21 protein-coding genes are annotated in these 18,543 nt (G+C 71.6%); 13 read left to right on the forward strand and 8 right to left on the reverse strand.

The genetic code is table 11. The features are described 5' to 3' along the window. Nucleotides 1-7: 7 nt before the first annotated feature. Nucleotides 8-496: a GNAT family N-acetyltransferase gene (locus ACFYMM_RS05510; RefSeq protein ID WP_388384100.1), complete on the reverse strand. Its 489-nt coding sequence runs from the start codon at nt 494-496 to the stop codon at nt 8-10. A 69-nt stretch (nt 497-565) separates the two neighbouring features. Here ACFYMM_RS05510 and ACFYMM_RS05515 point away from each other — a divergent pair, with 69 nt between their 5' ends. Then, nucleotides 566-1,459, forward strand: coding sequence for a TIGR01777 family oxidoreductase (locus tag ACFYMM_RS05515; RefSeq protein WP_388384102.1), 894 nt, complete (start codon nt 566-568; stop codon nt 1,457-1,459). Nucleotides 1,460-1,622: 163 nt separating this feature from the next. Further along, on the forward strand, nt 1,623-2,978 hold the full coding sequence (locus tag ACFYMM_RS05520; protein WP_388384104.1) for an NAD(P)/FAD-dependent oxidoreductase: 1,356 nt from the start codon (nt 1,623-1,625) through the stop codon (nt 2,976-2,978). Nucleotides 2,979-2,988: 10 nt separating this feature from the next. On the opposite strand, the gene ACFYMM_RS05525 is transcribed toward ACFYMM_RS05520, so the two are convergent. Continuing rightward, nucleotides 2,989-4,476 (reverse strand): regulator, encoded by a 1,488-nt coding sequence (locus ACFYMM_RS05525; protein ID WP_388384105.1) that lies wholly within the window; start codon nt 4,474-4,476, stop codon nt 2,989-2,991. Between the two features lie 198 nt (nt 4,477-4,674). Here ACFYMM_RS05525 and lipB point away from each other — a divergent pair, with 198 nt between their 5' ends. The 4 genes from lipB (at nt 4,675) to ACFYMM_RS05545 (ending at nt 7,746) form a co-directional block, all read left to right on the forward strand. After that, entirely contained in the window at nt 4,675-5,517 is an 843-nt protein-coding gene (gene lipB, locus ACFYMM_RS05530) for a lipoyl(octanoyl) transferase LipB (RefSeq protein ID WP_388384107.1), read from the forward strand. Between the two features lie 80 nt (nt 5,518-5,597). Continuing rightward, on the forward strand, nt 5,598-6,551 hold the full coding sequence (gene lipA / locus ACFYMM_RS05535) for a lipoyl synthase (RefSeq protein WP_388384109.1): 954 nt from the start codon (nt 5,598-5,600) through the stop codon (nt 6,549-6,551). A gap of 235 nt (nt 6,552-6,786) precedes the next feature. Next, nucleotides 6,787-6,984, forward strand: coding sequence for a hypothetical protein (locus ACFYMM_RS05540; protein ID WP_388384111.1), 198 nt, complete (start codon nt 6,787-6,789; stop codon nt 6,982-6,984). Nucleotides 6,985-7,044: 60 nt separating this feature from the next. Further along, the gene (locus ACFYMM_RS05545; RefSeq protein WP_388384112.1) at nt 7,045-7,746 is read left to right on the forward strand and encodes a DUF4191 domain-containing protein; all 702 of its coding nucleotides are present in this window, start codon (nt 7,045-7,047) and stop codon (nt 7,744-7,746) included. Nucleotides 7,747-8,079: 333 nt separating this feature from the next. Here the strand turns inward: ACFYMM_RS05545 and ACFYMM_RS05550 are convergent, their stop codons facing one another. Beyond that, nucleotides 8,080-8,547, reverse strand: a complete 468-nt coding sequence (locus ACFYMM_RS05550; protein WP_388384114.1) for an RDD family protein — start codon at nt 8,545-8,547, stop codon at nt 8,080-8,082. 223 nt (nt 8,548-8,770) lie between these two features. Between ACFYMM_RS05550 and glnA the strand changes: the two genes are divergently transcribed. Continuing rightward, entirely contained in the window at nt 8,771-10,180 is a 1,410-nt protein-coding gene (gene glnA / locus ACFYMM_RS05555; RefSeq protein ID WP_388384116.1) for a type I glutamate--ammonia ligase, read from the forward strand. A 79-nt stretch (nt 10,181-10,259) separates the two neighbouring features. On the opposite strand, the gene ACFYMM_RS05560 is transcribed toward glnA, so the two are convergent. Beyond that, on the reverse strand, nt 10,260-10,520 hold the full coding sequence (locus ACFYMM_RS05560) for a hypothetical protein (RefSeq protein WP_388384118.1): 261 nt from the start codon (nt 10,518-10,520) through the stop codon (nt 10,260-10,262). A gap of 299 nt (nt 10,521-10,819) precedes the next feature. Here ACFYMM_RS05560 and ACFYMM_RS05565 point away from each other — a divergent pair, with 299 nt between their 5' ends. The 3 genes from ACFYMM_RS05565 (at nt 10,820) to ACFYMM_RS05575 (ending at nt 12,717) form a co-directional block, all read left to right on the forward strand. Continuing rightward, on the forward strand, nt 10,820-11,077 hold the full coding sequence (locus tag ACFYMM_RS05565; RefSeq protein ID WP_388384120.1) for a hypothetical protein: 258 nt from the start codon (nt 10,820-10,822) through the stop codon (nt 11,075-11,077). A gap of 135 nt (nt 11,078-11,212) precedes the next feature. Then, nucleotides 11,213-12,130 carry a zinc metalloprotease HtpX gene (gene htpX / locus ACFYMM_RS05570; protein WP_388384122.1) on the forward strand — a complete coding sequence of 306 codons (918 nt, stop codon included), beginning with the start codon at nt 11,213-11,215 and terminating at the stop codon, nt 12,128-12,130. 2 nt (nt 12,131-12,132) lie between these two features. Further along, nucleotides 12,133-12,717 carry a hypothetical protein gene (locus tag ACFYMM_RS05575; protein WP_388384124.1) on the forward strand — a complete coding sequence of 195 codons (585 nt, stop codon included), beginning with the start codon at nt 12,133-12,135 and terminating at the stop codon, nt 12,715-12,717. Nucleotides 12,718-12,736: 19 nt separating this feature from the next. Here ACFYMM_RS05575 and ACFYMM_RS05580 read toward each other — a convergent pair whose 3' ends face one another. After that, on the reverse strand, nt 12,737-13,024 hold the full coding sequence (locus ACFYMM_RS05580; protein WP_388384126.1) for a hypothetical protein: 288 nt from the start codon (nt 13,022-13,024) through the stop codon (nt 12,737-12,739). A 120-nt stretch (nt 13,025-13,144) separates the two neighbouring features. On the opposite strand from ACFYMM_RS05580, the gene ACFYMM_RS05585 reads away from it, so the two are divergent. Together ACFYMM_RS05585 and ACFYMM_RS05590 are read left to right on the forward strand one after the other, a co-directional pair. Further along, on the forward strand, nt 13,145-13,879 hold the full coding sequence (locus ACFYMM_RS05585) for an alpha/beta hydrolase (RefSeq protein ID WP_388384128.1): 735 nt from the start codon (nt 13,145-13,147) through the stop codon (nt 13,877-13,879). A gap of 85 nt (nt 13,880-13,964) precedes the next feature. Further along, nucleotides 13,965-15,167, forward strand: a complete 1,203-nt coding sequence (locus ACFYMM_RS05590) for a winged helix DNA-binding domain-containing protein (RefSeq protein WP_388384129.1) — start codon at nt 13,965-13,967, stop codon at nt 15,165-15,167. Between the two features lie 66 nt (nt 15,168-15,233). Here ACFYMM_RS05590 and ACFYMM_RS05595 read toward each other — a convergent pair whose 3' ends face one another. Together ACFYMM_RS05595 and ACFYMM_RS05600 are read right to left on the reverse strand one after the other, a co-directional pair. Beyond that, a complete protein-coding gene (locus tag ACFYMM_RS05595) occupies nt 15,234-15,524 on the reverse strand; it encodes a hypothetical protein (protein ID WP_388384131.1) in 291 nt (96 codons plus the stop codon). 216 nt (nt 15,525-15,740) lie between these two features. Next, nucleotides 15,741-16,259, reverse strand: coding sequence for a tetratricopeptide repeat protein (locus ACFYMM_RS05600; protein WP_388384508.1), 519 nt, complete (start codon nt 16,257-16,259; stop codon nt 15,741-15,743). Nucleotides 16,260-16,380: 121 nt separating this feature from the next. Here ACFYMM_RS05600 and ACFYMM_RS05605 point away from each other — a divergent pair, with 121 nt between their 5' ends. Beyond that, nucleotides 16,381-16,788 carry a hypothetical protein gene (locus ACFYMM_RS05605; protein WP_388384132.1) on the forward strand — a complete coding sequence of 136 codons (408 nt, stop codon included), beginning with the start codon at nt 16,381-16,383 and terminating at the stop codon, nt 16,786-16,788. A 101-nt stretch (nt 16,789-16,889) separates the two neighbouring features. Here ACFYMM_RS05605 and ACFYMM_RS05610 read toward each other — a convergent pair whose 3' ends face one another. After that, nucleotides 16,890-18,449, reverse strand: coding sequence for a DUF1996 domain-containing protein (locus ACFYMM_RS05610; protein ID WP_388384134.1), 1,560 nt, complete (start codon nt 18,447-18,449; stop codon nt 16,890-16,892). Nucleotides 18,450-18,543 lie beyond the last annotated feature (94 nt).

Genomic DNA, 18,543 nt, shown 5'->3' on the forward strand with positions numbered 1-18,543 from the left:
GGACGGCTCACAGCGGGCGGCCCATGAACACGTCGTCGACGTACTTCCCGTCCAGCCGGAACTCCTCGGGGAGCAGGCCCTCGACGACGAAGCCCTCGGCCTCGTAGAGCCTGCGCGCCGGGGTGTTGTGGCCGAGGACGCGCAGCGTGATGCGCCGGGCGCCGCGTCTGCGCGCCTCCGCCACGGCTGCGCGGACCAGCGCCCGGCCCACACCCCGGCCGCGGGCCTCCTCGGCGACGGCGATGCCCTGGATCTGCCGCACGTGCGCGTTCGATGCGAGCGGGGTCGGGAATCCGAGGCAGACGTAGCCGACGATGCGCCGGTCCAGCTCGGCCACCAGGCAGTCGTCCGGCCGCTGCCGCTCGCCGAAGAAGGGCGGGTACGGCGGCCGGGGCTCGGGGACGACGGCGTGCAGCGGGGACCAGGCGGCCCGGTCGAGGAGGGCCAACTCCGCGTCGTCGTCGGGCAGGGCGGTGCGTATGGACGGTTCCGGCATGACGGTCACCCTATGCCGGGCTGCGCGGCCGACCCGTCGTACGGCCCGGGCACCCGGCAGGATGGGTGCATGGAACGTTCGCGAATCGCGGTGGCCGGCGCGTCCGGTCTGATCGGCAGCGCCCTGGTGCGGTCCCTGACCGCGGACGGGCACGAGGTGGTGCGTCTGGTCCGCCGGGCGCCGGGGGGCGCGGACGAGGTCCGCTGGGACCCCGAGCGGGAGTACGTGGACACGGCCGGGCTGGCCGGCTGTGACGTCGTGGTCAACCTCGCCGGGGCGGGGGTGGGCGACCGGCGCTGGACGCCGGAGTACAAGCGGCGGATCAGGGACAGCCGGGTGCTGGGCACGGCCGCGCTGGCGCGGGCCGTCACCTCCTTGGACCAGGCGCCGCGGGTCTTCGTGAACGGCAGCGCGATCGGCGTCTACGGCGACACCGGGGACCGGGTGGTGGACGAGTCGGCGCCGCCGGGTGAGGGTTTCCTGCCCTCGCTGTGCGTGGAGTGGGAGTCGGCGGCGGCGCCCGTCCGGGAGGCGGGTGTGCGGACGGTGTTCGCCCGGACGGGGCTGGTGGTGGCCCGTGGGGGCGGTGCGTGGGGACGGTTGTTCCCGCTGTTCCGGGCCGGGCTCGGCGGGCGGATGGGCGACGGGCGGCAGTACTGGTCGTACATCGCGCTGCACGACGAGGTCGCCGCGATCCGGCATCTCATCGACACCGAGGGGCTCTCCGGGCCGTTCAACCTGACCGCTCCCGAGCCGCTGACCAACCGTGAGATCACCGAGGCGATGGGGCGGGTGCTGCGCCGGCCGACGCGGTTCGCGGTGCCCGCGCAGGTGCTGCGGGCCGCGCTCGGCGAGATGGCCGGGGATGTGCTGGGCAGCCAACGGGTGGTGCCGAAGCGGCTGCTGGAGTCGGGGTTCGGTTTCGCGTTTCCGGGGATCGAGGATGCCCTCCGCGCAGCGTGAGGAACTCCTGTGACCATATGCGACCGCCGTGCGACCGTGCCCTGTCGATGCGCGACTGTACCTGACCGGTCCCGGACCTACCCTCAAGCCGAACTCGGGTATCCCTGGAGGCAGTTGGGGGCATGACGTCTCCACTGGCCGCGCAACGTCGAGGAGGGGCCTCGTGCTTGAGCCCGTGTACCAGGCGGACGTCGTGATCGTGGGAGCCGGGATCGCCGGACTCTCGGCGGCTCATCGGCTGACCAGCGCAGGTGTAACGACCGCAGTCCTGGAGGCCGCCCCTTACGTGGGCGGCCGTATGTCGACGGAGAAGGTGGACGGCTTCCGGCTCGACCGGATCGGACAGCTGCTGTCCACGTCGTACCCCGAACTCCGCCTGACCCCGGGCCTCGACGCCCTCGTCCTGCGCCGCTTCGCGCCCGGCGTCCTGCTCCACCGCGACGGGCGCAGGCACCGCGCGGGGGCCCCGGCGGTCGGGCGGAGCGCAAGGGGCGCACTCCATACGGTGCGCGCCCTGGCGAGCGCCCCCAGGGGCGCGGCCACGCCGAGCACGGCCCCGGTGGGCAGCGCCATGGACCAGGCCCGTCTGGGCGCCGCGCTCACCAGGATCGCGGCCACGCCCACCGCCCGTCTCCTGGCCCGCCCCGAACTGCCCGCCGCGCGGGCGCTCGCGGCCCGGGGCGTGCCCGCCCGGACCGTCGACGGCTTCCTGCGCCCGCTGCTCGCCGCCCTGCTGTGCGACCCGGAGCTGACCACCTCCAGCCGGTGCGCCGACCTCGCGCTCCGCTCCTTCGCCGGCGGGCGGCTGTGCGTGCCGGAGGGCGGCGCCGAGATGCTGCCGGAGCTGCTCGCCCGCGCGCTGCCGCCCGGCACCGTGCACACCGGGGTGCGCGTCACCTCTGTCTCCACGACCTCGGTGACCACCGCCGAGCACGGCGAGGTCCGCTGCCGGGCGGTGCTGCTGGCGACCGACGCGCGGGCCGCGGCGGAACTGCTGCCCGGCCTCCGGGTGCCGGACTTCCACCCGGTGACCGTCGTCCACCACACCACCGACGAACCGGCGGTGGCCCTGTCGACCGGCACCTCGCTGCTGCTCGACGCCGACCGGGGCGGGCCGGTGGCGCACACGGCGGTGCTCAGCAGCGTCGACCCGAGCCGGGCGCCGGCCGGGCGCACGCTCGTCTCGTCGACCGTCCTCGGCACCCCGCCCGACGGCCTCGACACCGCCGTACGCGTCCATCTGTCCCGGCTCTACGGCACCTCGACGCGGCGCTGGGAGACCCTCGCCGTGCACCACACCGCCGAGGCGGTGCCCGCGATGAGGCCGCCGCACGACCTGCGCCGCCCGGTGCGCCTGATGGCCGGCCTGTACGTCTGCGGCGACCACCGGGACACCAGCACCGTCCAGGGCGCCCTGCACTCGGCGCACCGGGCCGCCGCCGCGATCCTCGCGGACCTGGGGGCGGCCGGATCGATGCACCGGGCGGACCCGCCGGCCTCCCTGCCCCGGGCGGCCTGAGCGGCGGCGGTCAGTTCAGGGCCGCCACCTTGTCCCGGTAGCCCCGCACCGGCGCCGCGTCCTTGTACGGCTCCAGCCGGCGTTCGAAGTCCCTGACGTACTCGACCGCCCGGACGGAGCGCATCTCCGCCGCCTGCCCGGCCGCCTCCGCGCCCAGCGCGCAGGCCTGGTCGAGTTCGCCGAGGCCGAGGCGGGCGGTGGCGAGGACGACCCGGCAGAACAGCCGGCTGCGGGCGTACGAGGGGGCGCGCAGTTGCAGCGAGCGCTCCGCGTGCTGGGCGGCGGCCCGGAACTGCTGGAGGTCCCGGTGGCAGTGCCCGAACTCGTCGGCGAGCTGCGCCTCGTCGAAGAAGCGGGCCCAGTACGGCACCTCGTCCCCGGGCCGGGCCACCTCCAGGGCGCGCTCGGCCCGCACCAGCGCGCCGGTGCACGCCCGCACCTCGCCGAGCACGCCGTGCGCCCGTGCCTCGGAGGCGTGCAGCAGCGCCTGCACCACCGGCGGGGCGTTGGTGCCCACCCCCTGCTGGGCCACCCGGGCCAGCTGGACGGCCTCGCGGCCATGGCCGAGGTAGACGGCCTGGCGGCTCATGGTGACCAGCACGTAGGAGCCGTAGGCCCGGTCCCCGGCCGCCTGGGCGAGCCGCAGGGCCTGCACGAAGTAGCGCTGGGCGAGCCCGTGCGCGGCGATGTCGTACGACGTCCAGCCGGCCAGCCGGGTCAGGTCGGCGGCGGCCGAGAACAGGCGGCGGCCGGTCTGCTCGCCGTAGGTGCCGCGCAGCATCGGCTCGCACTCGTGTTCCAGGTAGCGCACGAGGGCCTGGCGGGCGTGGCCGCCGCCGTAGGCGTCGTCGAGGGTGCGGAAGAGTTCACCGACCGAGCGCAGCGCGGCGATGTCGCCGCCGGTGACCCGCTGGCCGGGGCCGCGCTCGCCGGCGTGGCCGCGCGGCCGGGGCAGCGGGCCGACGGGGTCGGACTGGGGCGGGACCTTGGGCAGGGCGGGCAGGGCGGGGCGGCCCTGGGCGGGCACCCGGGCGGGTGGCTCGCCGCGGCCCACCTTGTCGTCGGCGCGGCCGATCAGCCAGTCCCGGCTGGGCACGACCAGGCCGGCCGGGGTGAACGCGATCTTCCGCAGCTCGGCGTGGCTGCCGGAGTCCTTGCGCCACAGCCCGCTGACGATGTCGACGGCCTCCTCGGGCGAGGCCGCGAACTCCAGCCCGGCGTACACCGGCGCACAGGCGTCCAGGCCCAGGTCCTGGGCGGTGAGCCGGCGTCCGAGCCGGCGGGTGAAGACCTCGGCGATGAGGGCGGGGGTGGTGCCCCGGGGCTGCTGGCCGCGCAGCCAGCGGGTCACGGAGGTCTTGTCGTATCTGAGGTCCAGCCCGTGTTCGAGGCCGAGCTGGTCGACGCGACGGGCCAGACCGGCGTTGGAGAACCCGGCTTCTGCGATGAGCGCGGCGAGCTGGCGGTTGGGGGTGCGCTGCGCGGGTCGGTCCGTCATCTGCGGTGCGGTCTCCTGCCTTCGGGCTGCCAAGCGGAGGCTTGGTGCCCGTATTGCCTGTGAGCAGCCCTTATGGCCTCGTGAACGGCGCGAATGTAGCGGAGAGTGAGCGGCCGATCGCACGGTTCGCCCCGCATTCATCCGATCGTGTGAGGATTGGCCGCAGGGCTGACGTACATCGGTCGGACGTACAGTGGCGTGGGCGCGTTACGTGCCTTACGAGCTTCGAGGGAGGCGCTTGCCGTGAGTGAGTTGCGGTTCGTCCGCATGGGTTTCGGTGCCGAGGCCGTGGACTACCAGGCGGCCTGGGACGAGCAGCGGCGGGTGCACGCGGCGCGGTTCGCCGACGAGGTGCCCGACACCGTGCTGCTCCTCGAACACCCCCCGGTCTACACGGCGGGCCGCCGCACCGAGGCGAGCGAGCGCCCGCTGGACGGCACTCCGGTCATCGACGTCGACCGCGGCGGCAAGATCACCTGGCACGGTCCGGGCCAGCTGGTGGGCTACCCGATCCAGAAGCTGCCCCGCCCGGTGGACGTGGTCGCGCACGTACGCCGCCTGGAGGAGGCGCTGATCCGCACCTGCGCGGAGTTCGGCCTGGAGACCACCCGCGTCGAGGGACGCAGCGGCGTCTGGGTGCTCGGCGACCCGGTGGAGCGGCGGCCGGCGCTCGGCGGACTGGCGCTGGACTTCGACCCGCGACTGACCGACGACGAGTTCGACCCGCGCCTGAACGGCCCCGAGTACGCCCCGTCCAACGCGGGCCAGCGCCGCGAGGACCGCAAGATCGGGGCGATCGGCATCCGGGTGGCGAAGGGCGTGACCATGCACGGCTTCTCGTTCAACGTGAACCCGGACAACAAGTGGTTCGACCGGATCATCCCGTGCGGCATCCGGGACGCGGGGGTCGCCTCCCTGGCGGGCGAGCTGGGCCGGGACGTCACGATCGACGAGGTGCTGCCGGTCGCCGAACGGCACCTGAGGGACGTACTGGAGAACGCGGAGCTCAAGCCGCGCCTGGTCGAGAAGGCGACGGCGTAGGCCCCCGGCCCACGGCTGGTCACAAATCACAGGGCGTACCCTGGTGGGCGCCGAAGAATCGAAGTCACAGGGAGCCGGTCGTGTCCGCAGTCGCACCCGACGGACGCAAGATGCTGCGCCTGGAGGTCCGTAACAGCCAGACCCCCATCGAGCGCAAGCCCGAGTGGATCAAGACCCGGGCGAAAATGGGCCCCGAGTACACGAAGATGCAGAACCTCGTGAAGAGCGAGGGCCTGCACACGGTCTGCCAGGAAGCCGGCTGCCCGAACATCTACGAGTGCTGGGAGGACCGCGAGGCCACCTTCCTCATCGGCGGCGACCAGTGCACCCGGCGCTGCGACTTCTGCCAGATCGACACCGGCAAGCCCGAGGCGCTGGACCGCGACGAGCCGCGCCGGGTGGGCGAGTCCGTGGTCACCATGGACCTGAACTACGCCACCATCACCGGCGTCGCCCGCGACGACCTGGAGGACGGCGGTGCCTGGCTGTACGCCGAGACCGTGCGCCAGATCCACCAGCAGACCGCCGGCCGCGAGGGCGGCCGCACCAAGGTGGAGCTGCTCGCCCCCGACTTCAACGCGGTGCCCGAGCAGCTGGCCGAGGTCTTCTCCGCGCGCCCCGAGGTCTTCGCGCACAACGTCGAGACGGTCCCGCGGATCTTCAAGCGCATCCGCCCCGGCTTCCGCTACGAGCGCTCGCTGAAGGTCATCACCGAGGCCCGCGACTTCGGCCTGGTCACCAAGTCCAACCTGATCCTCGGCATGGGCGAGACCCGCGAGGAGGTCAGCGAGGCGCTCAGGCAGCTGCACGAGGCGGGCTGCGAGCTGGTCACCATCACGCAGTACCTGCGCCCGAGCGTCCGCCACCACCCGGTGGAGCGCTGGGTGAAGCCGCAGGAGTTCGTGGAACTGCAGCAGGAGGCCGAGCAGATCGGCTTCTCCGGCGTGATGTCCGGCCCGCTGGTGCGCTCCTCGTACCGCGCCGGCCGCCTGTACGGGATGGCCGTCGAGCAGCGTCGGTCGGCGGCCGTCTGAACGGACGTGTGAATTCACGCACAAGGAGCTACCGGTCGGTAACGACCATTTGGCCGCGGTCCTGACCGTCCTCGCTGATGAGGGCGTACGTCAGGGCCGCGTCCGCGTTCCCGGGCCGCGCATCAAGGCTTCATTGGCGTTTGACCGGTCGGTCACGCCCTGGTAACACCAATCTGTGACCCTCGAATCACACCACGTACACCGCCAAGACCCGCACCGAGGGGGGACCTCCACCATGCAGGCCGCACCCGTCCGCGCCACCGCGATCCCGTCCTTCACCGACACGCTCCGCGCCGTGGAGTCGCTGCTCATGAGCGGCGGCCAGCGCACCGCCCGCCGCAACGCCTGGACCTCCGTCCTGGAGGACCGCCGCCGCGCCAAGGACCGGGTCGAGACGCAGCGTTTCCTGGAGCAGGCCGCCACCCGTCCCTGAGGCCTTCCTCACCGGGCACTGCCGTCGTCGGCGCTTCCCGGGGCACGTAGACTTCGTGGCATGGCGAGGAAGGAAACCGCAGCGGATGCTGCGAATGCCGGGCGACTGAAGCAGATCGCCCTGACGTACAAGATGACCCGCAAGGCCGACAAGAAGATCGGTCTTGTACTCGCGGCTGTCGGCATCGGCATCCTCGGTGTTTTCCTCGCGATCGGCTTCTTGCTCGGTCATCCCGTCTACCTCGGGATCCTGGGCCTGCTGCTCGCCTTCCTCGGGACGGCGATCGTGTTCGGACGCCGGGCCGAGCGGGCCGCCTTCGGACAGATGGAGGGCCAGCCGGGCGCTGCGGCGGCCGTGCTGGACAACATCGGCCGGGGCTGGACGACGACCCCCGCGGTGGCGATGAACCGCAGCCAGGACGTGGTGCACCGGGCCGTCGGCAAGGCCGGCATCGTGCTGGTGGGCGAGGGCAACCCGAACCGGGTCAAGGGCCTGCTGGCCGCCGAGAAGAAGAAGATGAACCGCATCGTCGCCGACGTACCCGTGCACGACGTGATCGTGGGCACGGGCGAGGGCCAGGTCGAGCTGAAGAAGCTGCGCACGACCATGCTGAAGTTCCCGCGGGTCCTGGCCGGCCCCCAGGTGACCGCCACCAACGACCGGCTGCGCGCCATGGGCGACCTGATGAGCAACATGCCGCTGCCGAAGGGTCCGATGCCCAAGGGCATGCGGATGCCGAAGGGCGGCGGGAAGGCCCGCTAGAGCTTCTCCGCCACGAGCTTTTCCCTCTACGGCGAAGGGGGCGCCCGGATCGATCCGGGCGCCCCCTTCGCCGTACCGCTCGCCGTACCGTGGTCGGCTTCGCCGGCGCTGGTGCTGTGGCCGGAAAGGTTTGCCGAGAAGCTCGCGGCGTCCGGTGCTGGGGGCACCTCCCACGCCGTTCAGGCAGTGGGGGAGCCTCGCAGGGCGGAGCGTCGCCCGCGTACTGGACGTACTCGGGTGATGCGACAACGCGGCGTGGGGGTACCCCCGGCCGAAGGCTGGGGGAGCGCCGTGCCGGACGCCGCGAGCCGGCGAACCCTTCCGGTCGCAGCACTAGGCGCGGACCTCGACCGTCCTCGCCAGCCGGTCGTGCAGGCCGCGGCCGTCGCGGTCCCAGACCAGGGCCGGGATCGCCAGGCACAGCAGGATCGTGCGGACCAGGGAGCGCAGCGGCTGGACCCGGCCGGTGTCGACGCCGACCACGCGCAGGCCGAAGAGGCGCTTGCCGGGGGTGCAGCCGATCGTGCCGACCGTCAGGACGCTCAGGGCGAGGAAGATGAGCAGGGCCCAGTTGCTGGTGGCGGGGGTGTAGCGGTGGGTGATCAGGCCGTATGCGATCAAGACGCACAGCGCCCAGTCCACGGCCAGCGCACCGAGCCGTCGTCCCGGGCGGGCGATGGAGCCCGGTCCCTGCTCCGGCAGACCGAGCTGCTCGCCCCGGTATCCGAGGTCCGCACCGGCGTCTTCCATGGCCGCGCGCGGCCCGGAGAGCCACGATCCGACTGCTTGCCTGTTGTCCACCCGTCCACGGTACTGCGCCCGTATATGACCCACGGACGGCGGGGTGTCGCCGGGGGGTGCCGACGCTACGGTGGAACCGGACCCGGTTAACTTCTGCGAAACAAATGGGTCACGCCCGAGAAATCACCCGTCCCTAGGGTCGGGACCAGCGTGTGCCACCGCACTGGCCGCACGAACGAACTACCACCCCGGCACGGGAACGGCCGGGAGTAGGAGGAGCTGGATGTTCCAGAACGCCGACGAGGCCAAGAAGTTCATCGCGGACGAGGACGTCAAGTTCATCGACGTCCGCTTCTGCGACCTGCCGGGCGTCATGCAGCACTTCACGCTGCCCGTCGAGGCGTTCGACCCGGACGAGGAGCTCGCCTTCGACGGATCGTCGATCCGTGGTTTCCAGGCCATCCACGAGTCCGACATGGCGCTGCGCGCGGACCTGTCCACCGCCCGGGTGGACTCCTTCCGCCGCGACAAGACGCTCAACATCAACTTCTTCATCCACGACCCGATCACGGGCGAGCAGTACTCCCGCGACCCGCGCAACGTGGCGAAGAAGGCCGAGGCCTACCTCGCGTCGACCGGTATCGCGGACACCGCGTACTTCGGTCCCGAGGCCGAGTTCTACGTCTTCGACAGCGTCCGTTTCGCCACCTCGGCGAACGAGAGCTTCTACCACATCGACTCCGAGGCGGGCGCCTGGAACACCGGCGCACTCGAGGACAACCGTGGTTACAAGGTCCGCTACAAGGGCGGCTACTTCCCGGTCCCGCCGGTCGACCACTTCGCCGACCTGCGCGCCGAGATCTCCCTGGAGCTGGCCAAGTCCGGCCTCCAGGTCGAGCGCCAGCACCACGAGGTGGGCACCGCAGGCCAGGCCGAGATCAACTACAAGTTCAACACGCTGCTCGCCGCGGCCGACGACCTCCAGCTCTTCAAGTACATCGTGAAGAACGTGGCCTGGCGCAACGGCAAGACGGCGACCTTCATGCCGAAGCCGATCTTCGGTGACAACGGTTCGGGCATGCACGTCCACCAGTCGCTGTGGGCGGGCGGCGACCCGCTGTTCTACGACGAGCAGGGCTACGCCGGTCTGTCGGACACCGCTCGTTACTACATCGGCGGCATCCTCAAGCACGCCCCGTCGCTGCTGGCCTTCACCAACCCGACGGTGAACTCGTACCACCGTCTGGTGCCGGGCTTCGAGGCGCCGATCAACCTGGTGTACTCGCAGCGCAACCGCTCCGCCGCGATGCGTATCCCGATCACGGGCTCCAACCCGAAGGCCAAGCGCGTCGAGTTCCGCGCGCCCGACTCCTCCGGCAACCCGTACCTGGCCTTCTCGGCCCTGCTGCTGGCGGGCCTGGACGGCATCAAGAACAAGATCGAGCCGGCCGAGCCGATCGACAAGGACCTCTACGAGCTGGCTCCCGAGGAGCACGCGAACGTCGCGCAGGTGCCGACCTCGCTCCCGGCCGTCCTCGACTCCCTCGAGCGCGACCACGAGTTCCTGCTCGCCGGTGACGTCTTCACGTCCGACCTGATCGAGACGTGGATCGACTTCAAGCGCGCCAACGAGATCGCCCCGCTGCAGCTGCGTCCGCACCCGCACGAGTTCGAGCTGTACTTCGACGTGTGATCCTGCCGGATCCGGCAGGATCCGGGCCGAGGTGAGGGCCGCCACCCGCGACGGGTGGCGGCCCTCACCGTTGCGGCCGTCAGCCGACCACGATCACCACGACGGAACCGTTGTTGAAGCCGTTGTTGAAGCGGCAGTCGTCGAACCCGCCGAACCCGAACCCGCGATTGAAGCCGCCGTTGAAGCCGCGATCGAAACCGCGGTCGAAGCAGCCGAAGCCGGTGGGAGCCTTGGCCGGGGCGGCCGAGGCCGCACCCGCCGCGCCGATCGTGGCGCCGCCGGCCATCAGTACGCCGATCGCGGAGACCGCGAGCAGACGCCTCGCGCGTTGTGCCTTCATGAGTGAACCTCCTTCCATCCCCTCGTGCGGTTTCCGGGGCACGAGACGGATGGCCGCGGCCGCAGGGCGAAACGTCCGGCGCGGTCGTAGGTGTGCCGCCTTGGTTTCCGAGAGGCAGGGCCGACTGTGGCCGGCCCCCGGAGCGGCTCTCACCTGTAAAGGCTAGCCGCCCCTCGACAACCCGGCATCCCGTGCGACGTTCCGTGCAACCTTCCGGCCTTCCCAGGCTTCCTACTCTCGGGGGATCATCCCCCTGACCCTGGCGGGACGAGAGAGGTTGCGAGAGAGGTTGAACGGGGATGACTGAGCAAGCCGACTGGGAGCGGGAATTCGATCACAGATGGGCGAATTCGGCCGAGCACAAGGAGCCGTCCGCCCGCGCGCGGATGCTGGCCGCCCGCTGGAAGGAGAACCCGCCCGACCCGGCGCCGTTCCGCGCCGACCCCGACCCCGCGCCGCCGCGCAGGTCGTCGTGGATATCGACGGTCGTGGTACTGGGCTGTGTGGCGGCGGTGATCGTCCTGCTCGGCTACGCGCAGATGCGGGCCTACCGCTGACCCCTGACCCGCGGTGACGCTCCGGAACTCACAGGGACCTTTTGCTGCTCCTAGGGCCGTTCCGAACCACTTCATGGCATTCGGCAGGTGCACACTGGACAGCGGGACGAGTGCCTGACTGCGGGGTGATGCAAGATGCAGAGCCGCTTCCGGAGCGATCGGCGGTTGACCGCGCGTATGGGGGTCACGCTGTTCCTGCTCGGGTTGTTGTACGTGGGGTTCGTCGCCGCGTTGATCGTGCTGCTGAAGTCGTGGGTGCTGGTCGTGGTCGTCGCGGCGGGGCTGCTCGCCGCCCAGTACTGGTTCTCCGACCGGGTCGCGCTCTACGCCATGCACGGCCGGATCGTGGAGCGGGAGGAGTATCCCGAACTGCACGGGGTGATCGACCGGCTGTGCGCGCAGGCGGACATGCCGAAGCCGGTGGTCGCGGTGTCGCAGCTGGACATGCCGAACGCGTTCGCCACCGGCCGCAATCCCGATCACGCCGTGGTCTGTGTGACCACCGGGCTGCTGCGGCGTCTGGAGCCCGCCGAACTGGAGGGCGTGCTGGCGCACGAGCTGTCGCACGTGGCGCACAAGGACGTCGCCGTGATCACGGTGGCGTCCTTCCTCGGGGTGATCGCGGGCCTGATGGTGCGCTTCGCCTTCTACTCGCAGCTCTTCCGGGGGCGCAAGGACCAGAACACCATGGCGGTGTTCGCCGCCGTCATGGGCGTCTCGGCTGCCGTGTACGCGATCAGCTTCCTGCTGATCCGGGCCCTGTCCCGGTACCGTGAGCTGGCCGCCGACCGCGCGGCGGCGTACCTGACCGGCCGTCCCTCGGCGCTGGCCGCCGCGCTCACCAAGGTCTCCGGGGACATCGCGCGGATCCCGACGAAGGACCTGCGTACGGCCCAGGCCTTCAACGCGTTCTACTTCACCCCGGCCTTCGGCGCCGAGCCCGGCATCTCCCGGTACTTCTCCACCCACCCCAGCCTGGAACAGCGGCTGGAGCAGCTGGGCCGGATCTCCGCGGAGCTGGGCGAGGCGGCGACGCCGGGGAAGGCGGGCTGAGCATGGGGCTGCTGGACATCCTGCTGGGCCGTACGAAGCCCGTCGCGCCCGACCTCGACCAGCTGTTCGCGCTGCCGTCGGCGGCGGTGACACTGGAGGCGGCCGCCGGGTTCACGCCGACCGGGGACGGCGCGGTGTGCTTCGCGACGGTGGAGGGCGCGGCCTTCGAGCAGACCCACCGGGAGGTCCAGGCACTCCTCGACGCCGACGCCGACCGCACCGGCCCGCCGGTGGAGCTGCGGCAGGACGACTACGGCTACTCCTGGCTGGTGTCCCGGCGCGCCCCCGACCAGCTGCCGCAGCTGGTCACCGACCTGCACGCGGTGAACAGCTCGATGGAGGTCAACGGCTTCGGGCCGCAGCTGCTGTGCTCGCTGGCCGCGTTCACCGACGACGCCGGTCGCAGACTGGCCCTCGTCTACCTCTACAAGCGGGCCACCTTCTATCCCTTCGCCCCGCTGCCGGGCCCCGCCGAACGGCGGGACAACGCGCTGGAGCTGCAGGTGAAGGCGACGCTCGCGAACGATCTGCGGATCGAGCAGGACCTGAGCCGCTGGTTCCCGGTGTGGGGCGCCCCCGGCCTGTGACGGCCAAGGGCGCCGTGGCTCAACCGCTCTTCTCGCGCTGCTGGCGCCGGGCCTCGAAGGGGCGCTCGCGGCGGTAGCGGCGCTCCCACTTGGCCTGGCGGTCGCGGCGCTCGCGGTACGCCTTGTACGTGGTCGGCGCCGCCGGCCCCGGCACGCCGGGCGCTCCGCCGGACGTGGGCGCCGAGGACGAGCCGCGGCCGTAGCGCGCGTACAGGAGGAGCAGCGCGACGGCGGCGAGCCAGTAGGTGTGGTCTGCGAATCCGAGGAGCACCAGGACGGCGGTCCCGGACATGACGATGGTGCTCATGGCGGACCTCCAGGTGTGGGCAGGGGCGGGTGAGCGGTTTGACCGGCCGGTGGGGAGGTCTCCAGCGTAGGGAGCCGATCACTGGGCGTGCATCCTGTTTTCCGTGAGTGAATGGGCGTCATGAGCGAACTCTCCGACCGCACCGGACTCCACGACCTGACCCACGAGTACGACGGCGAACTGCTCAGCGGGGTGTACGCGGGGCCGCCCGGGCGGGCGACCGTCGTCCTGCTGCACGGTGCCGGCTTCGGCAGCGAGGAACGGCTGCGGCCGCTGGTGGCCGAGTTCGCCGCGCGCGGCTGCCGCGCCCTGGCCTTCGACTTCTCCGGGCACGGCCGGAGCACGGGCGCGCTCGCGGAGTTGAGCCTGCGGCGCAGGTTCGAGCAGGCGGTGGCGGTGACCGACGCCCACGCTCCCGCGCCCGATCCGCTGCTGCTGGTGGGGTTCAGCATGAGCGGGCAGACCGTGGCCGACCTGGCGGGGCACTACGGCGAGCGGGTTGCGGCGGTGGGTCTGTGCGCGCCCGCCGTGTACCCGCGCGAGGCCTGGGACGTGCCGTTCGGCGAGGGTGACAGCCGGTTCAGCGAGATCATCCGCACGCCGGACGGCTGGCGCGACTCGGCCGCCCTGGAGGTGCTGCGGAAGTACGAGGGCCGGGCGGTGCTGGCGGTGCCGGGCACGGACACGGTGATCCCGGCGCAGGTGACGCGGGCCGTGCAGGAGGCCCTGGCCGCGCGGGCCCGGTTCACCCGCCTCGAACTCCCGGACGCCGAGCACTGGGTGGGCGTGTGGCTGCACGACCACGCCGAGGACCGGCGGGCGTTCGTGGACGCGCTGCTGACGGGGCTGGGTTAGGCAGGCCCTGCCCGGGGGCCCGTTGTCAGTGGTGTCGGCGAGGATGCCCTCAGGGACGGTTCACGACGGGTGCGGAGGGGTCGGTATGGGCGCTGCTACGGGCGGGGGCGGACGGCCGCGGCACATCTCGGTGGCGGAGCGGCGGGCCCGGCTGGCCGTGCGCCACCGGCTGGCCGGGTCCGCGCGGGCGGCGGGGCCCGAGGAGGTCGCCGGGTCGCTGGTGGCGCTGCACGGCACGGATCCGGCGACGGTGTTCCTGGCGGTGGGGGCTCGGCTTGCCGATCCGGCGAAGACGGTGCCGTCCACGGAGCGGGCGCTGTACGAGGACGGCACGCTGGTGCGGATGCACGGCATGCGGCACACGGTCTTCGTGTTCCCGACGGAGCTGACCGCCGTGGTGCACGCCTCCACCGGCCTGACCGTGGCCGCCCGCGAACGCGCCTCCCTGGTCAAGGACATGGCCAAGGCAGGCGCTCCGGACGCCGCCTGGCTGGCTGAGGTCGAGGCCTCGGCGCTGGCCGCGCTGGCCCGGCGCGGGCAGGCGACCGCGGCGGAGCTGGCGGCGGACGAGCCGCGCCTGCGCGAGCAGTTCGTGTACGCGGCGGGCAGGAGCTACGAGGGCGTCCACACGGTCTCCGGCCGGCTGCTGCGCGTGCTGGGCGTCGAGGGCAAGGTGGTGCGCGGCCGGCCGCTGGGCTCCTGGACGTCCAGCCAGTTCCGCTGGGCGCCGGCGCCGGCCCATCCGGAGCTGGACGCCGCCGGTGCGCAGGCACAGCTGCTGAACCGCTGGCTGCGGGCCTGCGGCCCGGCGACGGAGGCCGACCTGAAGTGGTGGACGGGCTGGCGGGTGACGGAGGTCCGCCGGGCGCTGGCCGCGATCGGGGCGGTCGAGGTGTCCCTGGACGAGGGCGGAACGGGGTACGTGGCGGAAGGGGACGTCGCGCCCGTCCCGGAGCCCGCCGAACCGTGGGCGGCCCTGCTGCCCGGCCTGGACCCGACGGCCATGGGCTGGCAGCAACGGGACTGGTACCTGTCCCCGGAACTGCGCCCGCTGCTGTTCGACGGCAGCGGGAACGTGGGGCCGACGGTGTGGTGGGACGGGCGGGTGGTCGGCGGCTGGGCCCAGCGGCCGGACGGTGAGATCGTCTGGCGGATCGTCGACCCGGGGATACGGCGTCAGGCCGAGGCGGCGGTGGCGGAGCGGGCGGAGCGGCTGCACGGCTGGCTGGGACCGACAAAGGTGACACCGCGCTTCCGGACGCCGCTGGAGCGGGAGCTGTCGGCCTGAGGCGGGGCGGGTGGGACGGTGGGGCGTACGGCGTCGTACGCCCCACCGGTTCACGCGCCTACCGGCTCACCGGCTGTACCGCATGAACGCGCGCACCATGTGGCACGTCGTGTCGGACGGCGGGTGGATGCCGATCAGCTCGGCCGTGCTCCGGATCGTCTCGTTGCGGGCCTGGTTCGGCACGTAGACCCCCGAGTCGAGCAGGGCGATGGCCAGGCGCATGGCCTTCAGGCGGCGGTTGTGCGTGATGTACCACTCGCGCGGCCGACCCGCCGGAAGCGGATGCTTCACGAGGGGCCGGACGGTCTGGGAGATGTGGGCGGACTTCGGCTTCGGCTTCAGTGCGGCAGCGGGCACGGGCATCCTCCTGTCGCGGTCAGGGCGCTACGCCGAGGCCTTCGGCAGCCCCGGCAACTCCCTCGAACACTGCTTCCAGTTTACTGGCTGCCACTGACAATCGGAGGTCTGCGAAGTCGCCCAAAGACCCAGGTGAGCACGGTATTTGCCGCCGTGTCACGCCGGGTTCGAGAGGGGCTGGAGGGGCGGCAGAAATTCGAACAGGCCGGGGTCCGGCTACTCCTGCGGCTCGACCAGTGCGCGCGCGTAGTTGGCCATCGAGCGCTGGTAGCGCGGCAGATGCGGGGCCAGGGCGCCGAGGACGAGGGAGAGGCCCTCGCGGTCGCGGCCGAGGCTGGACAGGCACAGGGCGAGGCAGGCGCGTACCGCGTCGTCCAACTCGTCCGAGGGGGCGTCCAGTTCGGGCGTGAGCAGCTTGACGCCCTCCTCCGCCCGGCCGATGTTCCGCAGGGAGCTGGAGAGCTGGATCCTGGCGCGGCGGCCCTTGTAGCCGCTGAGCCCGCGGGCGAGGGCCTCGCGGTACAGCGGTGCCGCCTTGTCCGAGTGGCCGGTGGAGTCCCAGGCGCAGGCCTGCTCGAACGGGCCGAGCGGGCTGCCCTCCGGCAGTTCGGCGACGAGCTTGTCGATCACGGCACGGAACTGGCCCGCCTCGTCCTCGGTGTAGTCGTCGAAGGTGGCCCAGGCGGCGGTGACGCGGTCTTCCCAGTCTTGGTTCACCGGCTCACCTTCGCACAGGTGTGCCTGCCGGGGCAGCCGGTTTCGGTACGGTCGTTGAGCACGCGGCGCCCCGCGCCCGTATGCAAGGGGACGGGCCCCCGGAGGTCTGGCTGGAGCAGGAAAGGGACCGGAGGAAAAGATGAGGCTGACCCGACCGATGCTCGCCGCGGCCGGCGCCGCGGCCGTCCTGGCGCTGACGGGCTGTGGCACCGGAAACAGCGACGCAGCCGCCAAGGTGCCGGTCACCGCGACCGGCAGCCTGGAGAGCCTGGCCGCCCAGGTGAAGTGCAAGCCGAACATGCAGACGGACGCGGACGAAATCCGTCAGGCACTCTGCAAGAACGCCGACGGACGGTTCGTACTCGCCACCTTCGCCACCGACCGCGGCCAGCGCGAGTGGATCAACGACGCGGAGGACTACGGCGGTTACTACCTCGTCGGCCGCAAGTGGGTGGCCGTGGGCGACGACGGGGTGGTCAAGGCGCTGCGCGGCACCCTGGGCGGCGACGTGGAGATCGGGACCAACCACACGGCGCACCACGGCTGAGCCGGGCGGCACGCACACGGAAGCGGGCGGTGGGAGTCCCACCGCCCGCTTCCCGTTGCCGGAGTGTCAGTCACCTTCCGGGGCGACCGTCACCGTGACCGTCACTGGCAGCGCTGACCGCTGTTGATGCAGTTGGCGATCTTGTTGGCGAGGCCACCGGTCGTGACGCTGATGAAGTCGTCGTGGTCGGTGATGGCCTTGTGCAGCTCCTCGGGGAAGCCGTCCACCGCGTAGGCGTTCTTCACCTGGCCGTTCTGGATGACCGGCGCCGGCACGTTGTAGACCAGACGCATCGTCAGCTGCGGGATCGCCTTGAAGCCGTTGCCGCAGGCGCCGCTCGCCGGGTCGGCGAAGGCCACGTGCGTGCGGTGGTTGGCGCTGTCGATGTTCTTGCCGTCCCAGCAGCTCTGGAAGGCGAACGTACGCACCACCTTGCTGCCCTGCGGGCAGATCGGGTACTTGTCCGTCAGCTGCACCTTGTTCTCGAAGCCGGTGCAGCTCCAGTGCGCGTTGGCGTTGCCCGGGCCGTTGACGAAGGCCTTGGCGTCACCGGTGATGATCCGCAGGAACTGCGGCATCGCGACGACCTTGCTGGTCGGGTTGCCGACGTAGGTGATCTGCGCCTGCTGGGCGACCAGGATCTTGCCGACGTTGAGGTCCTTGCCACCGCCGTTGGCGTTGGCGTCCTTCTCCTGCGTGCCGTCCTGCTCGCGGATCACCGGCCAGTAGTACGCCGACAGGTCGTTCTTGTTCTGGCAGCTCGTCCCGCCCTGCAGGAACGTGTTGTTGCTGGAGAACGCGTTGACCTTCTGGTTGCCGACGTAGTCGTGCACGTGGTGGGCGCCGTTGGACACACCGGGCGCGACGATCACGTTGTCGCTGTTGTGGTTCTGGTTGGCGTTCACACCGCACTTCGTGACGAACGTGCCGGTCGAGGCCTGGCCGGACTTCTGCGGCTTGCCCTGGACGTTCGGCGCGACCTTGGTGATGTCCACGAAGTCGGCCGCGGCCGGACCGTCGCCGCCCTGGCCGCCGTTGTTCGCCTGCTGGCCGCCGTTGTTCTGGCCGCCGTTGTTCTGCTGACCGCCGTTGTTCTGCTGACCGCCGTTGTTCTGCTGACCGCCGTTGTTCTGCTGACCGTTGTTCTGCTGGCCGTTGTTCTGGCCACCGGCGGTCGTCTGGTTGGCGGCCTGCGTGGTGCAGGCGGCGAGCTGGGCCAGCGAGCTGTCGAAGGTACCGCCGACCCGCTGGACGTCGATGCGGATCCGGTCGATCGTCGCCGCCCGCTTTTCCTTCAGGGGGCCGACGATCGCGTTCTGCACGAAGTTCGCGTCATTGGCCTGCGCCTGACGGGTGGAGGCGAGGCGGGTGTAGGCCTCGGTGATCTGCTTGTCGAGGTTCGCCAGCTCCGTGGCCACGCCCTGCTGGGCCCTCGCCGGCACGTTCGTCAGCTTCTGGCCGACGTCCGGGCAGGAGATCGTCGCCACCTGCGCGGGGGCGGCCTTGGTCTGGTTCCCTCCCCAGGCCTGGTTGTTCGCCTCGTGCGCCGAAGCGAAGTAGTTCGCCCAGAGCAGCCCGCCCCCGCCGAGCGCTAGAGCAGCCGAGGCAGCTATGGCCTTGGTGGCCAGTGGCATACGGCGTTTGCGTGTGTTGCGTCCCATGGAACTCCTCTGACTTCCTTGCGGGGCAGCATCGAGGCGCCCGACAGGAGTGAAGCGGCGTCCTTCCATACGAACCCCGCCCCAGACGTGTTCA

The organism is Streptomyces sp. NPDC006739, assembly GCF_042869815.1.
Taxonomy (GTDB): Bacteria; Actinomycetota; Actinomycetes; order Streptomycetales; family Streptomycetaceae; genus Streptomyces.

Coding starts and splice junctions, on each gene's coding strand:
- ACFYMM_RS05510 (WP_388384100.1), bottom strand. CDS start 496: ATGCCGGAACCGTCCATACGCACCGCCCTGCCCGACGACGACGCGGAG.
- ACFYMM_RS05515 (WP_388384102.1), top strand. CDS start 566: ATGGAACGTTCGCGAATCGCGGTGGCCGGCGCGTCCGGTCTGATCGGC.
- ACFYMM_RS05525 (WP_388384105.1), bottom strand. CDS start 4,476: ATGACGGACCGACCCGCGCAGCGCACCCCCAACCGCCAGCTCGCCGCG.
- ACFYMM_RS05540 (WP_388384111.1), top strand. CDS start 6,787: ATGCAGGCCGCACCCGTCCGCGCCACCGCGATCCCGTCCTTCACCGAC.
- ACFYMM_RS05545 (WP_388384112.1), top strand. CDS start 7,045: ATGGCGAGGAAGGAAACCGCAGCGGATGCTGCGAATGCCGGGCGACTG.
- glnA (WP_388384116.1), top strand. CDS start 8,771: ATGTTCCAGAACGCCGACGAGGCCAAGAAGTTCATCGCGGACGAGGAC.
- ACFYMM_RS05560 (WP_388384118.1), bottom strand. CDS start 10,520: ATGAAGGCACAACGCGCGAGGCGTCTGCTCGCGGTCTCCGCGATCGGC.
- ACFYMM_RS05565 (WP_388384120.1), top strand. CDS start 10,820: ATGACTGAGCAAGCCGACTGGGAGCGGGAATTCGATCACAGATGGGCG.
- htpX (WP_388384122.1), top strand. CDS start 11,213: ATGCAGAGCCGCTTCCGGAGCGATCGGCGGTTGACCGCGCGTATGGGG.
- ACFYMM_RS05575 (WP_388384124.1), top strand. CDS start 12,133: ATGGGGCTGCTGGACATCCTGCTGGGCCGTACGAAGCCCGTCGCGCCC.
- ACFYMM_RS05580 (WP_388384126.1), bottom strand. CDS start 13,024: ATGAGCACCATCGTCATGTCCGGGACCGCCGTCCTGGTGCTCCTCGGA.
- ACFYMM_RS05585 (WP_388384128.1), top strand. CDS start 13,145: ATGAGCGAACTCTCCGACCGCACCGGACTCCACGACCTGACCCACGAG.
- ACFYMM_RS05590 (WP_388384129.1), top strand. CDS start 13,965: ATGGGCGCTGCTACGGGCGGGGGCGGACGGCCGCGGCACATCTCGGTG.
- ACFYMM_RS05605 (WP_388384132.1), top strand. CDS start 16,381: ATGAGGCTGACCCGACCGATGCTCGCCGCGGCCGGCGCCGCGGCCGTC.
- ACFYMM_RS05610 (WP_388384134.1), bottom strand. CDS start 18,449: ATGGGACGCAACACACGCAAACGCCGTATGCCACTGGCCACCAAGGCC.